We start from the raw sequence: 14,440 nt of genomic DNA, 5'->3' as shown, positions 1-14,440 counted from the left end.
TCCGGGGGGTGATCTTTATGTTGGATAGAAGGGGTTGGACCAGCTGAGTCTGTCTACTGGCACTTATCGTAGCGGCACGATTTATCGCACCGCTCCGTATATGCCTGTCAGTCAGTGCGGGGGTTAGAACGTTTCCCAGTTGCTGTCGCTGACTGGTGCTGTCACCGCTTTACGCGGTGTATCCAGCAGCTTCGGCGCAATCTGCGGGTGACGCGTCACGGTGGCTACGGCCTGCGCACGCGGGATTTTAAACACCGACACCGACTGGCTTAAGCGACTCGCCTGCTCCTCCAGCGACGCCGCCGCCGCCGCCGACTCCTCCACCAGCGAGGCGTTCTGCTGCGTTACGCGGTCCATCTCGGTCACCGCCTGGCCGACCTGGTCGATACCCCGGCTCTGCTCGTCCGACGCCGACGCAATCTCGCCCATGATGTCCGTCACGCGCGTCACCGCATTGACGATATCGCTCATGGTTTCCCCGGCTGTACCTACCAGCGTGGAACCGGTATTGACGCGATTGACCGAGTCCTCAATCAGTCCCTTGATCTCCTTCGCCGCCTGGGCGCTACGCTGGGCCAGACTGCGCACTTCACCGGCCACCACGGCAAAACCACGACCCTGTTCTCCGGCACGCGCGGCTTCCACCGCCGCATTCAGGGCCAGGATGTTGGTCTGGAAGGCGATACCGTCAATCACGCTGATGATATCGGCGATCTTCTTCGAACTGCCGGCGATATCCTGCATGGTGCGTACCACACCATCCACCACCGTGCCGCCTTTCTGCGCGGTTTCTGAGGCGCTGAGTGCCAGCTGCGAAGCCTGACGCGCATTCTCGGCATTCTGTTTCACCGTGGCGGTCAGCTGCTCCATGCTGGCGGCGGTCTGCTCCAGCGAGGCCGCCTGTTCTTCAGTACGCGCCGACAGATCGTTGTTGCCAGCAGAAATCTCGCTGGCACCGGTAAAGATGGCGTCGGAACCATCACGCACGTTGCTGACGGTACGCACCAGTTCCTGCTGCATCTCCAGTAGCCCTTCCGCCAGTTGGCTCATCTCGTTGCGACCTTCCACCTTAATCGGCTGGGTCAAATCACCCGCCGCAATATGGCGAATGTGCGTCAGCAGCTGTTGTAACGGCTGAATCAACACGCTACGCAGGCCAAACCAACAGCCGATGATGACCGCGAGCACCACCACCACCATGCTGCCAAGCAACCACATCATGGTGTTGAAGGCGCGTTCATTCTGCGCAACACCTGCCGCCGCCAGCTCACTCTGTTTAGTGCGCCAGGCTTCATAGGTCCCCTTCATCACCACCTGTTTGGCCTCGATGTTCTGCGCAAACATGCCTTGCAGGTCATTGGCCTTCAGGCGCTCCAGCATCGCTTTCAGACCGTTGTCATAGGCAGCATAATCCGCCTCCAGTCGGTCTCGCAGCTCAACCGGAAACCCCGGTGTGGCTGGCAAATTGTAATAACGCTGGAAATAGCCATCGGCTGCCTTGAGCTGCTTTTCCGTCTGTGCAATCAGTGCCGCCAACTGGCCGCCATTGGTTTGCGCCGCCATGCTGCCTTGCATACGTAACATCGCGCGGTTCAGCACCGTACGGGTTTGGTTGAGTTCAATCCACGCATCGCTCATCGCCGCAACATTGTTGGTAGACACCTGTGCGACCGCAAATGCCTCCTTATCTTTTTGTAAGGCTGACCAGAACAGGCCGCCCGAAATTAACTGCAAAGCACCAAAGACCAACAAGACGGTGATCAGGCTGGTCACTACATTGATTCGTTTTAACATGGGTTCTCCAAAAAAGTGTTTCGGCTCCCCCTGTTATCGACCGCGCCTCTGAGTTTCTGAGGGCGTTTAAGCGTCTTTACAAACTAAAACTCTGCCATTTATGTTGATTGCAGAGTTTTATAACTAAAAAAATTAACAGTAAAAAAAATGCGCCTTTTCAGGCGCATGTTTTAGGTCACTGTCGTAGCAGCGCGATTTATCGCGCGGATTTTTCCAACATCGTGCTCAAAATTGCGCGATAAATCGCGCCGCTACGAATATGAGCTGTCAGTCAGCGCGGGGTTAGAACGTTTCCCAGTTGCTGTCGCTGACTGGCGCTGTCACCGCTTTACGCGGTGTATCCAGCAGCTTCGGCGCAATCTGCGGGTGACGCGTCACGGCGGTAACGGCCTGCGCACGCGGGATTTTAAACACCGACACCGACTGGCTTAAGCGACTTGCCTGCTCCTCCAGCGACGCTGCTGCCGCCGCCGACTCCTCCACCAGCGAGGCGTTCTGCTGCGTTACGCGGTCCATCTCGGTCACCGCCTGGCCGACCTGGTCGATACCCCGGCTCTGCTCGTCCGACGCCGACGCAATCTCGCCCATGATGTCCGTCACGCGCGTCACCGCATTGACGATATCGCTCATGGTTTCCCCGGCGGTGCCTACCAGCGTGGAACCGGTATTGACGCGATTGACCGAGTCCTCAATCAGTCCCTTGATCTCCTTCGCCGCCTGGGCGCTACGCTGGGCCAGACTGCGCACTTCACCGGCCACCACGGCAAAACCACGACCCTGTTCTCCGGCACGCGCGGCTTCCACCGCCGCATTCAGGGCCAGGATGTTGGTCTGGAAGGCGATACCATCAATTACGCTGGTAATATCGGCAATCTTCTTCGAACTGCCGGCGATATCCTGCATGGTGCGTACCACGCCATCCACCACCGTGCCGCCTTTCTGCGCGGTTTCTGAGGCGCTGAGTGCCAGCTGCGAAGCCTGACGCGCATTCTCGGCATTCTGTTTCACCGTGGCGGTCAGCTGCTCCATACTGGCGGCGGTCTGCTCCAGCGAGGCCGCCTGTTCTTCAGTGCGCGCCGACAGATCGTTGTTGCCAGCAGAAATCTCGCTGGCACCGGTAAAGATGGCGTCAGAGCCGTCGCGTACGTTGCTGACGGTACGCACCAGCGACTGCTGCATTTCATGCAGGTTACTCGCCAGTTGGCTCATTTCATTGCGCCCCTCAATGGCGATGGTTTGCGTGAGGTCACCCTGCGCGATGTGCTGAATATGACGAATGTTGCTGTTAAGCGGGTTGATCAGCACCTTACGCAGACCAAACCAGCACAGCACAATCACTGCCACCACCACCGCCATCACAATGCCAAGCAGCCACATCATGCGCGTATAGGCAGAGATATTGGCTTCCACACCGGCTTCCGTCAGGCGATCCTGATCGGCACGCCACTGCGTGTAATCCTTCAGGAAGGCGCTCTGGGTAGGTGCCACCGGCAGCTTACCGGCTTTTTCAATATCGTTGGCCTGCAACGCATCCTGCATCTGACTCAATGCACTGGCGTAAGCGCTAAACGTCTCATCCAGATGTTTATTGAGCTGTGCATCCTGCCCTGGGGTATCCGGGGTGTTCTTGAACAGCTGATAGTTTGCTGTCGCGTTATCCTGAAAGCCTTTGCTTTGGTCATACAGCGAGGTCAAATCGGCGGTTTCGCCCGACAGTTTGCTGTTAGCAACACGTAACATAATGCGTGTCAGCAGCACCCGACTCTGGTTGAGGCTCATATAAGCATCATTGATTGCAGCGATGTTTTTGCTCGCCAGCTGCGCGACGTTAAAACTGGTTTTGTCATCACTCAGTGCTTTAAAAAACAGCGACCCTGAAGCCAACTGCAAAAAGCCAAAGATCAACAGCACCAGCAATAAGCTGGTGACAACACGGATTTTCGTAAACATACATTGCCCTGAAAAGTGAAAAAAATGCAGTGAAGTTATCGGCGTGGCAGGGATGAAATTGAGATCAGATGGTGAAGAAAATGCAAAAATAATGTTGATTTATAAGGAATTATTTCCACAGGAAATGATAACGGGCCGGGCGAGCCGACCCGTTAATTAGTCAGGTCTTATGCGCTGCGCAGGGTATCGACCAGCGCCATCTCTTCGCTGCTCAGCAGCTTCTCGATATCCACCAGAATCAGCATGCGCTCACCCAACGCGCCGAGGCCCGTCAGATACTCAGTCGACATGGTCACGGCGAATTCCGGTGCCGGACGGATTTGATCCTGCGTCAGGGACAGCACATCAGAAACACCGTCCACCACGATACCCACCACGCGATGCTCAAGATTCAGCACAATCACCACGGTGTTCTCGTTGTAATCCACATCTGGCTGCGAAAACTTCACGCGCAGATCGATAATCGGCACAATCACGCCGCGCAGGTTGGTCACGCCTTTGATAAATTCCGGCGTGTTAGCGATACGCGTTACCTGATCGTAGCCACGAATTTCCTGCACTTTCAGGATATCGATACCGTACTCTTCATCTCCCAGCGTGAAGACTAAGAACTCCTGGCCCACGGTTTCGCCAGCGATTTTCGTCACGGTTGCCATTCCAGTCATTGTATTTACCTTTTCGTTATCGATTACGCTGCGGCACCGGCCACACGTTTTTCACGGTTCAGCGATTGCAGGGCTGAGACATCCACAATCAACGCCACGCTGCCATCGCCAAGGATGGTGGCGGCGGAGATGCCCGGCACTTTGCGGTAGTTGCTTTCGAGGTTTTTCACCACCACCTGATGCTGACCAATCAACTGATCAACCAACAGGGCATAGCGACGGCCTGCGCTTTGCAGGATCACCACAATCCCCTGCGTAGCATCGGTCTTCGCGCGCTGCACATCGAACACATTCCACAGTTCCACCAGCGGCAGATACTCACCACGCACTTCCAGCACGCGTTCGCCACCGGCCAGCGGTTTCAGTTCTTCGGCACGCGGTTGCAGCGATTCCATCACCGCGTTGAGTGGCAGGATAAACACTTCATCGGCAACACGTACCGACATCCCATCCAGAATAGCCAGCGTCAACGGCAGCAGAATGCGGATGGTGGTGCCTTTGCCCTGCTTCGAGGCGATTTCGACGTGACCGCCCATCTCCTGAATATTTCGCTTCACCACATCCATGCCAACACCACGGCCCGACACGTCGGTTACCTGTTCAGCAGTGGAGAAGCCAGGTGCGAAGATCAACATGCCGACTTCTTCGTCGCTCATGCTTTCACTGACCGGCAGGCCAGAGGACATCGCTTTCGCCAGAATACGTTCGCGGTTAAGGCCCGCACCGTCATCGACCACTTCGATACAGATGTTGCCGCCCTGATGTTCCGCAGACAGCGTCAAATTACCGACACCGCTTTTCCCGGCGGCCAGACGTTTTTCCGGTGATTCAATGCCGTGGTCCAGGCTGTTACGCACCAGGTGAGTTAACGGATCGATAATGCGTTCGATCAGGCTCTTATCCAGTTCGGTCGAGCTGCCGAGCAGCGTCAGTTCCACCTCTTTACCCAGCTTGCTGGCAAGGTCGCGCACCAGGCGCGGGAAGCGGCTGAAGACATACTCCATCGGCATCATACGGATCGACATCACCGATTCCTGGAGGTCGCGCGCATTGCGTTCCAACTGCCCCATGCTGTTCAGCAGATCACCGTGTGCTACCGGGTCCAGTTCGCCGGAACGCTGTGCCAGCATCGACTGGGTAATCACCAGTTCACCCACCAGGTTGATCAACTGATCAACTTTCTCTACCGCAACGCGGATACTGCTGGATTCGCTGGCTTTGGCCGGTGCGGCTGCGCGTTTGGCTTCGCGCTTCGCCGGAGTAATATCGGTTACGGTGGCAGTCGGTGCCGGTTCAGCCGCAACCACTGGCGCAGGTGCCGGAGCGGCTTCAGGCGCAGCGGCCCCTTCCGGGAAGCGAATCTGTGCTTCTTCAATCACAAAGCACAGCACCGCGACGATGTCATCTTTACCCACGCCGTCGATAGTGGCTTCCAGTGTGTTGGCACCTTTTACCACGTCACTTAACGTACCGAGATTGCCCAGTTCTTCCAGCAACAAATCGGGCTCTTTTTCTTTCAGGTCAACCAGTTGCAGGCGCAGTCCCGCGGCGCCGACGGCTGGTGCCGCAGGTTCCTCGTTTACCACCACGGCAGCAGCGGCCGGTGCGGCTGGCGCTACCCCTTTGGCTTCCAGCGCCAGCTGACGCAGGGCTTCGCAGATGTAGTTAAAGCTTTCTGCGTTTGGTTCCTGCGCGGTTTTATAGGCATCGAGCTGTTCCTGCATAATATCTTTGGTTTCCAAAAACAGGTTGATGATGTCGGTGCTGAGCGCCATTTCGCCACGACGCGCACCATCCAGAATGTTTTCCAGGATGTGAGTGGTTTCCTGTAAAACGGTAAAGCCGAACGTACCGGCTCCGCCCTTAATCGAGTGGGCAGCGCGGAAGATAGCATTCAACTGTTCGGAATCTGGCTCCTGGGGATCCAGTCCCAACAGGTGTTGCTCCATGTCCGCTAACAGCTCATCGGCCTCATCAAAAAACGTCTGGTAAAAATCGCTGATGTCCATGCTCACGGGATCACCTCGGCTGTGAGGAGTGGTCAGTAGTCACCGCACTTGCACCCGGATTGGCCGGAGCAGCTGGCGTCGTCGAAGCAGCCGGCGCTGCCGGTGTCGTTGAAGCCGCTGGTGCTGCCGGCGCAGCCGGAACTGCGGGCGCGGTAATATCGGGAATTATCTGTGCCGGGTCGCTAACCTGGACGGCATCGCTCTCGGCGTTCTCTTTTTCAATTGCTGCTTCAGTGTCATGGTTCAACACCAGCAGGCTAATGCGGCGGTTAACAGCATCATCACCCCCGCGGTTTTTCAGTTTCATGGTGTCAGCCATACCGACGATGCGCAGCATTTTGCCGGCATCAAGCCCCCCCATCACCAACTCGCGACGTGAGGCATTGGCACGGTCTGCCGACAGTTCCCAGTTGCTGTAACCACGATCGCCATTGGCATACTGGAAGTCATCGGTGTGCCCCGCCAGGCTGATTTTGTTGGGGATAGCATTCAACAACGGCGCAATGGCACGCAGGATATCGCGCATATAAGGCTCAACTTCGGCGCTGCCGGTTTTAAACATCGGTCGGTTCTGGCTATCAATGATCTGGATACGCAACCCCTCTTCCACCATATTGATGATCAAATGGGGGCGCAGCGCTTTCAGACGCGGATCGGCTTCAATCAGCTGGTCGAGTTTTTCACGCAGACGGTTCAGACGGATATCATCCAACTGACGTTTCTGTGCATCCATATCGACCTCTTTCTTGACCTCACCCTGCTTTTTGGTCGGATCATCACCGCCACCAGGAATGGGGCTGTCGCTGTCGCTGCTGCGCTGTCCACCGGTTAACGCCACTTTCAACGGCGTTCTGAAGTATTCCGCAATCTGTATCAGCTGCTGCGGGTTCGCGATCGAGAGCAGCCACATCACCATAAAGAACGCCATCATCGCCGTCATAAAGTCGGCATAGGCGATCTTCCATGAGCCATGACCTCCTTCATGCCTTTTATGTTTGCGCCGTTTAATCAGCACAATGGGGCGATTGCCATGCTTCATGAGGCTTCATCCGAGGTCTGTTTAGCCGGGTTTTTCGCGTTGCGTACGTGTTCTTCCAACTCCTGGAACGACGGTCGTTCTGTGGAGTACAGGGTTTTACGTCCAAACTCCACCGCGATCTGCGGGGCGTAACCGTTGAGACTGGAGAGCAAAGTCACTTTAATGCACTGCATCATCTTGGTGGATTCAGCGCATTTCTGGCGTAACAGTGAGGCCAGCGGCGAAATAAAGCCGTAAGCCAACAGGATGCCAAGGAAGGTCCCCACCATCGCATGTGCCACCAACGCACCCAGTTCTGCTGCCGGACGGTCCGCCGATGCCAGTGCGTGCACCACGCCCATTACCGCTGCCACGATACCAAAGGCGGGTAAGCCGTCACCGACCGCGGATAAACTTTGCGCTGGCACTTCACACTCGTGCTCATAGGTCTCAATTTCTTCGTCCATCAACGCTTCGATTTCGAAGGCGTTCATATTTCCGCTCACCATCAAACGCAAATAATCGGTAATAAAATCCACTAACTGTTTATCGGCCAGAATACGCGGATAGTTAGCAAAAATTTCACTCTGACTGGGATCTTCAATATCGCGCTCGAGAGATAACATCCCCTGCTGACGGGATTTCGCCATCAGGCGATACAGCAGAGCCATTAAATCCATGTATACGGCTTTGTTATATTTCGAGCCGCGCATTAACAAGGGAAATGCTTTTAAGGTCTTTTTAATTGCCTTGCCATTGTTACCGACCAAAAAAGCACCAACGGCAGCGCCGCCAATTATCAGCAACTCCGATGGCTGATAAAGCGCGCCCAGATGGCCGCCAACCAACAAGTAGCCGCCTAACACGGACCCGAGGACCACGATATAACCCAGAATAATCAGCACAAAAAAATCCTTACGTCCGTAACGTGTTGGTGGAAGTTAAGCCAGAGAGCCGCAGGTGTTATTCACAAACGTAGCGCAAAAAAAAAGCAGCGGATTAACCGCTGCTGGATGGCTTCCACGATGCGAACAAACTTAAACGGCGTGTTTAACCTGTTCATCCAGCAGTTGTGGAAAGGTATCGGCAGAATCTGCAGAAAGTTTACGTCTTTTTACCGCGCGTGATGGCGGCTGGCACAGGCTGCACACAAAGCTGCCTGCTGGCTGATGTGCATGGTTAATAAAGCTACCGTTGCAGCATTTACAATCGGAGAGTTCCAGCATGCCACTTTCCACAAATCGTACCAGCGTCCAGGCGCGCGTCAGCGCCAGCAGCGGGCCATCATCAGATTGTGGACACTGCTCAAGATAGAGACGGTACGCTTTGATTACCGCTTCCACACCGTTGCTCAACCCGGTTTTTAACAGGAACTGCCAGGCGTTACAGAACATGGAAGCATGGATATTTTGTTCCCAGGTCATGAACCAGTCAGTGGAGAACGGCAACATCCCTTTTGGCGGTGGGCTACCGCGCAGTTCTTTGTACAGCTTAATCAGGCGACCGCGGCTCAGCTGCGTTTCACTTTCCAGCATTTGCAGTCGCGCGCCCAGCGTAATCAACTCCATGGCGAGTTGAATGTCGCGCGCTTCCTGAACAATACTTTTTTCGCTCATTATACCGCCCTCTTTTTCGTGCCAACATCGTCTTTGGACGCGTTACGCAGTAAACGGCTGGATAATAAAATACCGGTGTGGATTTGTTGTAAATCATCCACGCGCGATTCTTGTGTCAGGCGATTAATAATGTTGTGGTCAGTGAAGCGGAACTGGCAAACCAGTTGATTGGTTTCCGCTAATTTTACCATCTCAGGTAGAGTTAATTGTGACAATGCATCGGCCATCGACTCATCGATACCCAAACGAAACATTGCTGAAGCTTTTTCCTGGTTAATTAAACGCTGAGCAAGTAACAAATATGACAAGTTGATGTCATAGATATGTTTTAGTAATTCTGATGTACCCATTTTTTCCATCCTGATAGACGCGACATATATACGGCCACAGAAAGAATATCTCTATGGTTCGGGTTGCTGGTTGGTAAATCTAAAGATGGCAAAAAATATTCAGGCATAGCCAAACGTGTACTGAACTGTTTCACTTCCCACCGGGACACTGATCAGTAGTAGTCATAACTCCAGGCCAATCTTTTCTTGAGTTGTAACCATCTTCCGTGACGTCTGCTTACAGTTTTTTAAGACTATTCTGAAAACAAGGCAAATCTATATCGTCTGATTTCGACATACAACGTGATAAGGGTGAAATTTTAGATAAAGTGTGATCTACGTCACACTTTTAAGGCAAATTTTTTCTCCAACCCTTCAGCTTTGCTTTTCTGTTGCTCATTTTTTAATCAAAAATGCATTATTTCGCTAATATTTCCCTGTCGTTTCGCTTACAAATCGCTATCTGGCATATCAACAGCCTGAAGCGATCTTTTATCTGCCACGTTGCGATTAGGTCGCGGCAATACACCACCTTTAAAAGAACAAGTAGCATAATATGCTAAATTAAGTCGAAATTATTCGCTTTCAAATTAATCACTTACAGGGAATATTGCGCAAAGTCATAAACGGCGTGCCGCAAGCGTTATGTGAATAGTCTGCGCGGAGCGCCTACATAGCGTTAACGGTTCGTAGGGAGTGTTTAGCGAACGACAGTGGATGTAACAATGCGTTACATTAGGGATATGAATGAATCGCTGCGCTTAGGCATTGATGTACCAAAACTATCGGCAGCGGGATGAAGATCTTTAGGATTGCATCGAGAAAAAAAGCGTTTTAACACCTGATTGTTGCTTTTTTGAGCGAAAATAACGGAATTGCCTGATATATCGTATATTCGCGGCTTAACGAAAAAGCGTCGATTACGGGGCGTAATAATGAGTGAGGAAAGCGAATGTAAACGCTGCCAGCGTAGCGGTGCGATTTATGGTGTAGGTCTGTGCGCCTGTTGCCCTCACCCCAGCCCTCTCCCGCAAGACGGGAGAGGGTGTAGTGTGGAATCAGGCCAGTTTCGGAAAGGTTGCGACTTTCTGCGCGGTACCGTGATCTGCGCTGCGTTCCGGCAGAGTGTTTAAATCCGCCAGGAATCGCTCACGCCAGTGTGAGATATCGTGTTGCCGCAATACCGCCATCATGTCGTTATAACGCGATATACGCTCAGTACGTGGCATGGTCAGCGCCCGGTCCAGCGCGGCGGCGACTTCATCGCGGTCATAAGGGTTGACGATTAAGGCTGACGTCAGCTCGTTAGCCGCACCGGCAAAGCGCGACAGAATCAGTACACCAGGGTCATCCGGGTCCTGCGCCGCCACGTACTCCTTCGCCACCAGATTCATGCCATCACGTAACGGTGTGATTAGCCCTACGTCCGTCAGGCGGAAAATCTTCATTAACAGGCGGCGATCAAAATGCTGGTTGAGGTAATAAAGCGGCGTCCAGCCCAGCGTGCCATATTTCCCGTTGATACGTCCGGCTTCGGTTTCCAGCTGATGACGAATGTCCTGATACGCCTGCACCTCACCGCGTGAGGTTGGCGCGATCTGCGAATAACGGATGTTGCCGCGATGCTGTGGGTAATGCTCCAGCAACGCTTCATAGGCCAGAAAACGCTCTGGCAGGCCCTTGGAGTAATCCAGTCGCTCACAGGCGATGATGTTCTGCACATCCCCCAGTTCCCGCTTCATCGCCGCCATTTTCGGTGGCAACGGCCCCTCAGCCATCTCTTTAATGCTGTCAGGCTCGATACCAATCGGGTAGACCTCGGTCATAAACGTATTGCCGAACGCCCGATGTTTCTTCTCACCTTTATTCTGTAGCTGCGTCAACTGGCTCAGGCTATCGAGAAAGGCCACGCGATCGGATTCTGTCTGGAAACCCAACAAGTCGTAGTCGCACAGCATCTCCAGCAGCGCCTGATGGGGTGGCAGCGCATTGAAGATTTCCGGCGTCGGGAACGGGATATGCAGAAAGAATCCGATACGGTTGTTAATACCCTGTTTGCGCAACTCGGCGGCAAAGGGCAGCAAATGATAATCGTGAATCCATAAAATATCGTCTGCACGTAACAGCGGTTTCAGGCGATCCGCCAACAGGGTATTGACGCGGCAATAGCCCTCCCAGGCTTCGCGCTGAAACTGCACCAGATCGAGGCGATAATGGAAAGCTGGCCAGATAACGGTGTTGGAGAACTGGCAGTAGTAAAGATCATAATCATTCTGATTCAGCGGCATCGCAGCATAGGTGATGCCGTCAACCTCGCTGACACTCACCTCATCCTCTTCTTCACCGGAAATCTCGCTGATCTCGCCGTTCCAGCCAAACCATAATCCTCCGGTGGTTTTCAGCGCATCCAGTAAACCCACGGCGAGGCCGCCTGCACTGGCTTTGGTCCCATCAGGAATGGCAATACGGTTAGATACGACTACTAAGCGACTCATAACCTTGACTCCTTACCGACGTTGTCATGCTTTGATTGTAATAGTAATTGTTCCAGCCAGCTCCAGACCGCATCCACACTGCTGAGGCGGTAGCGCGCATAGCTGGAACCTTCTCCGACCTTGACTGAAATACCGCCCAGGGCGTTAACCGCCAGGAAGCCTTGTTCATCTGTCAGGTCGTCTCCCACAAATACCGGAATGCGTCCGGCAAAAGGCGCTTCTCGCATAAATTCACGGATCGCTGCGCCTTTATCGATGCCCTGCGGTTTCAGTTCCACCACGCATTTTCCCGGTTGCAGCGCCAGCCCCGGAAAACGGGCGACAGCATCCTCCGCCAGCTTGATAACCGCCTGTTCATATGTCATCGCCTGACGATAATGCAGCGCAAACGCCATCCCTTTGGCTTCCAGCTGGGTGCCGGGCCATTGATCCAGCGTTTCCTGCAATTCCCGTTGCAGCGTTTGCGCAACATCGGCGGGTAGCGAGTGGCGATGTATACGGCCACTGGCATCACGGCGTTCAGCCCCGTGTACGCCAGCCGCTGAGGCTTCCAGCGGCGCAACCAGGTCATCCAGTTGCGCAATCGGTCGACCAGACACCAGCGCCAGCGCGCCGTGATTAAGATTGGAGAGTTGTTGCAGATGCTGGCGCACCGATGCGGGTATCGCCACCATCTCGGGCTGCGGTTGAATCGTCGCCAGCGTGCCATCAACATCAAAAAAGAAGGCAAAAAGCCCGCCGCTCAACGACGGTAGGGTGCTGATCTCATGTACCGCTGGGGTCACGTCACTCCTCCTGTACGAATGGCTGATAGCAATATCGATGTTCGGAGGCGGGTTGCGTGCAGGATAAGAAACGTATAACGGGGAGGGTTTGCCGACTGGATGGTATTTCGATGGGTAACGCTCCACAAATAAACAAGTTTATAGTCAACACCGTAACCAGACTGCGAACATCAATGCGGTTAAGTCTAGACGCGAATAAGGATTTTGCCAGTCAGCGTGGCCGGATAATGGCAATGGCAAATAACCTCGCGCAATATTTGCTTGCATTTGCCCGGAATAAATACATCGAAAAAACAAATACTCAAGAAAACGCGCCCCCACTACGCGGCTTTCTTCTACTCCGCTTTTGTCGGCAACGCTACATTGATGGGCTGTGCTTAATTTCTATGGATTGACGTCAATATCATGAAGAAAACAACGTTCGGTTTTGCTTTAGTCGCCGTAAGCCTGACTCCCTTGTGCGCCGCTGCCGCGCCCTTTCTTTGCTCCCCCGCTGATTTCGGTGGCAAGGGCGATGGCGTAACGCTGAATACCAGGGCCATTCAACAAGCGATTGATCTGTGTGCGCAAAAAGGCGGAGGTAAAGTCACACTGGGGTCAGGGGTGTGGCTTTCAGGTCCGATCGCGTTAAAAAGCAACGTGAGATTAGTGATTCCCGACGGCGTTACCCTGAAAGCCACCCCCGATACTCGCCAGTTCGTGGATGCCTTTCTTGGCAGGCCCACACAGCCGAATGAGGCATTCATCCTCGCCAATGGTGTCAGTCATGTGGCGATTGAGGGTGGCGGGACCATTGATGGCAACGGTGCGCAAGCCTGGTGGCCAGCCGCGATCGATTTGCGCAATACCGTCAGGTCCGGCCATCCGGAGGCTTTTACAGCAAAATATAAAGGGATACCTCTGGCAAATGGCATGCCCAGGCCCTGGCTGGTGGAAATGAATAATGTGTCATCCTCAGAGATTCATCATATCCGGCTGACCAACTCCCCCATGTGGAACCTGGTACTCAGAAATAGCCATCAGCTGAATATTGATCAACTGACCGTCGATAACCCCATCACCTCACCGAATACCGATGGTATCGATATCGTTTCTTCTACAGACATCCTGATAAAACACGCCGACATCAGTACCGGTGATGATCATATCGCCATCAAATCAGGTATCACCGTGGGCAGCGGAGGAAAATCTGAAAATATCACTGTTCAGGATTCCGTGATGAGACAAGGACATGGGATATCACTGGGTAGCGAGACGATCAACGGTATCGGCAACGTGGTGGTTTCACATGTGAGATTTATCGGCGCCGAAAATGGGCTGCGCGTGAAATCAGGTCGCGATCGCGGCAACAAGATTGGGCCATTCCTGGTTGACCATGTGACGATGACAAATGTTGCCACACCGCTGCTGGTTACCGACAGTTACTCCGGTCAGGCCGGTGCGGCAGGTCATTCACTGGTTGCCCCTATCACGCCAGCGCCGGTGACGGCCACCACGCCTTTTATCTCAGGTATCACCGTCAATCATCTGGCGGCAACCGGTGCCAAATACGCCATGATATTGAGCGGATTGCCGGAAGCACCGATCACCGATGTCAATCTGCACCATATTGCCATCACCGCTGAATACGGGGTGCAGGCCAGATACGTCACCGCAAGGCTGGATCATGTGTCTGTTAGCGCAAATAAAGGAAAAACGCTGGCTGAGGGACCGGCGGTGACATTACACGAGGAAAACTCACCAATTAATTGATATCTATGGGTTTTACAAAATAATGGT

Annotated in this window: 11 protein-coding genes; 1 reads left to right on the top strand and 10 read right to left on the bottom strand. The window is 53.7% G+C overall.

What is annotated here, in order from left to right; translation table 11 throughout:
• Positions 1-123: 123 nt before the first annotated feature.
• The 10 genes from AC6I8R_RS08275 to otsB form a co-directional block, all read right to left on the bottom strand.
• Positions 124-1,794 (bottom strand): methyl-accepting chemotaxis protein, encoded by a 1,671-nt coding sequence (locus AC6I8R_RS08275; protein ID WP_497832107.1) that lies wholly within the window; start codon positions 1,792-1,794, stop codon positions 124-126.
• Positions 1,795-2,076: 282 nt separating this feature from the next.
• On the bottom strand, positions 2,077-3,744 hold the full coding sequence (locus AC6I8R_RS08270) for a methyl-accepting chemotaxis protein (RefSeq protein ID WP_497832106.1): 1,668 nt from the start codon (positions 3,742-3,744) through the stop codon (positions 2,077-2,079).
• A 167-nt stretch (positions 3,745-3,911) separates the two neighbouring features.
• The gene (gene cheW / locus AC6I8R_RS08265) at positions 3,912-4,409 is read right to left on the bottom strand and encodes a chemotaxis protein CheW (protein ID WP_036627437.1); all 498 of its coding nucleotides are present in this window, start codon (positions 4,407-4,409) and stop codon (positions 3,912-3,914) included.
• 23 nt (positions 4,410-4,432) lie between these two features.
• Complete coding sequence (gene cheA, locus AC6I8R_RS08260; protein ID WP_497832745.1) at positions 4,433-6,418, bottom strand: chemotaxis protein CheA; 1,986 nt, start codon at positions 6,416-6,418, stop codon at positions 4,433-4,435.
• Positions 6,419-6,428: 10 nt separating this feature from the next.
• A complete protein-coding gene (motB, locus tag AC6I8R_RS08255) occupies positions 6,429-7,457 on the bottom strand; it encodes a flagellar motor protein MotB (RefSeq protein ID WP_415173028.1) in 1,029 nt (342 codons plus the stop codon).
• Positions 7,454-8,341, bottom strand: a complete 888-nt coding sequence (gene motA, locus AC6I8R_RS08250; RefSeq protein ID WP_208725300.1) for a flagellar motor stator protein MotA — start codon at positions 8,339-8,341, stop codon at positions 7,454-7,456. The genes motB and motA overlap by 4 nt, the downstream gene beginning before the upstream one ends.
• A 132-nt stretch (positions 8,342-8,473) precedes the next feature.
• Positions 8,474-9,052: a flagellar transcriptional regulator FlhC gene (flhC, locus tag AC6I8R_RS08245; protein ID WP_013508777.1), complete on the bottom strand. Its 579-nt coding sequence runs from the start codon at positions 9,050-9,052 to the stop codon at positions 8,474-8,476.
• Positions 9,052-9,402: a flagellar transcriptional regulator FlhD gene (gene flhD, locus AC6I8R_RS08240; RefSeq protein WP_013508776.1), complete on the bottom strand. Its 351-nt coding sequence runs from the start codon at positions 9,400-9,402 to the stop codon at positions 9,052-9,054. Before flhD ends, flhC begins: the two co-directional genes overlap by 1 nt.
• Before the next feature lie 1,037 nt (positions 9,403-10,439).
• Positions 10,440-11,876 (bottom strand): alpha,alpha-trehalose-phosphate synthase, encoded by a 1,437-nt coding sequence (otsA, locus tag AC6I8R_RS08235; RefSeq protein WP_021185714.1) that lies wholly within the window; start codon positions 11,874-11,876, stop codon positions 10,440-10,442.
• Positions 11,873-12,661: a trehalose-phosphatase gene (gene otsB / locus AC6I8R_RS08230; RefSeq protein ID WP_497832105.1), complete on the bottom strand. Its 789-nt coding sequence runs from the start codon at positions 12,659-12,661 to the stop codon at positions 11,873-11,875. Before otsB ends, otsA begins: the two co-directional genes overlap by 4 nt.
• A gap of 405 nt (positions 12,662-13,066) precedes the next feature.
• Between otsB and AC6I8R_RS08225 the strand changes: the two genes are divergently transcribed.
• The gene (locus tag AC6I8R_RS08225) at positions 13,067-14,413 is read left to right on the top strand and encodes a glycoside hydrolase family 28 protein (protein ID WP_415173030.1); all 1,347 of its coding nucleotides are present in this window, start codon (positions 13,067-13,069) and stop codon (positions 14,411-14,413) included.
• The last annotated feature ends 27 nt before the right edge of the window (positions 14,414-14,440 follow it).

The sequence above is a fragment of the Pantoea sp. X-Soil-OKNW-713 genome (assembly GCF_059730685.1).
Note: the sequence above shows the minus strand (reverse complement) of the source record. Positions and strands in the feature narration are given on the sequence as shown.

Bases quoted from the DNA above. Each gene is read 5' to 3' on its own strand.
- AC6I8R_RS08270 (WP_497832106.1), bottom strand. From the start codon at position 3,744: ATGTTTACGAAAATCCGTGTTGTCACCAGCTTATTGCTGGTGCTGTTG.
- cheW (WP_036627437.1), bottom strand. From the start codon at position 4,409: ATGACTGGAATGGCAACCGTGACGAAAATCGCTGGCGAAACCGTGGGC.
- cheA (WP_497832745.1), bottom strand. From the start codon at position 6,418: ATGGACATCAGCGATTTTTACCAGACGTTTTTTGATGAGGCCGATGAG.
- AC6I8R_RS08275 (WP_497832107.1), bottom strand. From the start codon at position 1,794: ATGTTAAAACGAATCAATGTAGTGACCAGCCTGATCACCGTCTTGTTG.
- flhD (WP_013508776.1), bottom strand. From the start codon at position 9,402: ATGGGTACATCAGAATTACTAAAACATATCTATGACATCAACTTGTCA.
- flhC (WP_013508777.1), bottom strand. From the start codon at position 9,052: ATGAGCGAAAAAAGTATTGTTCAGGAAGCGCGCGACATTCAACTCGCC.
- otsA (WP_021185714.1), bottom strand. From the start codon at position 11,876: ATGAGTCGCTTAGTAGTCGTATCTAACCGTATTGCCATTCCTGATGGG.
- AC6I8R_RS08225 (WP_415173030.1), top strand. From the start codon at position 13,067: ATGAAGAAAACAACGTTCGGTTTTGCTTTAGTCGCCGTAAGCCTGACT.
- motB (WP_415173028.1), bottom strand. From the start codon at position 7,457: ATGAAGCATGGCAATCGCCCCATTGTGCTGATTAAACGGCGCAAACAT.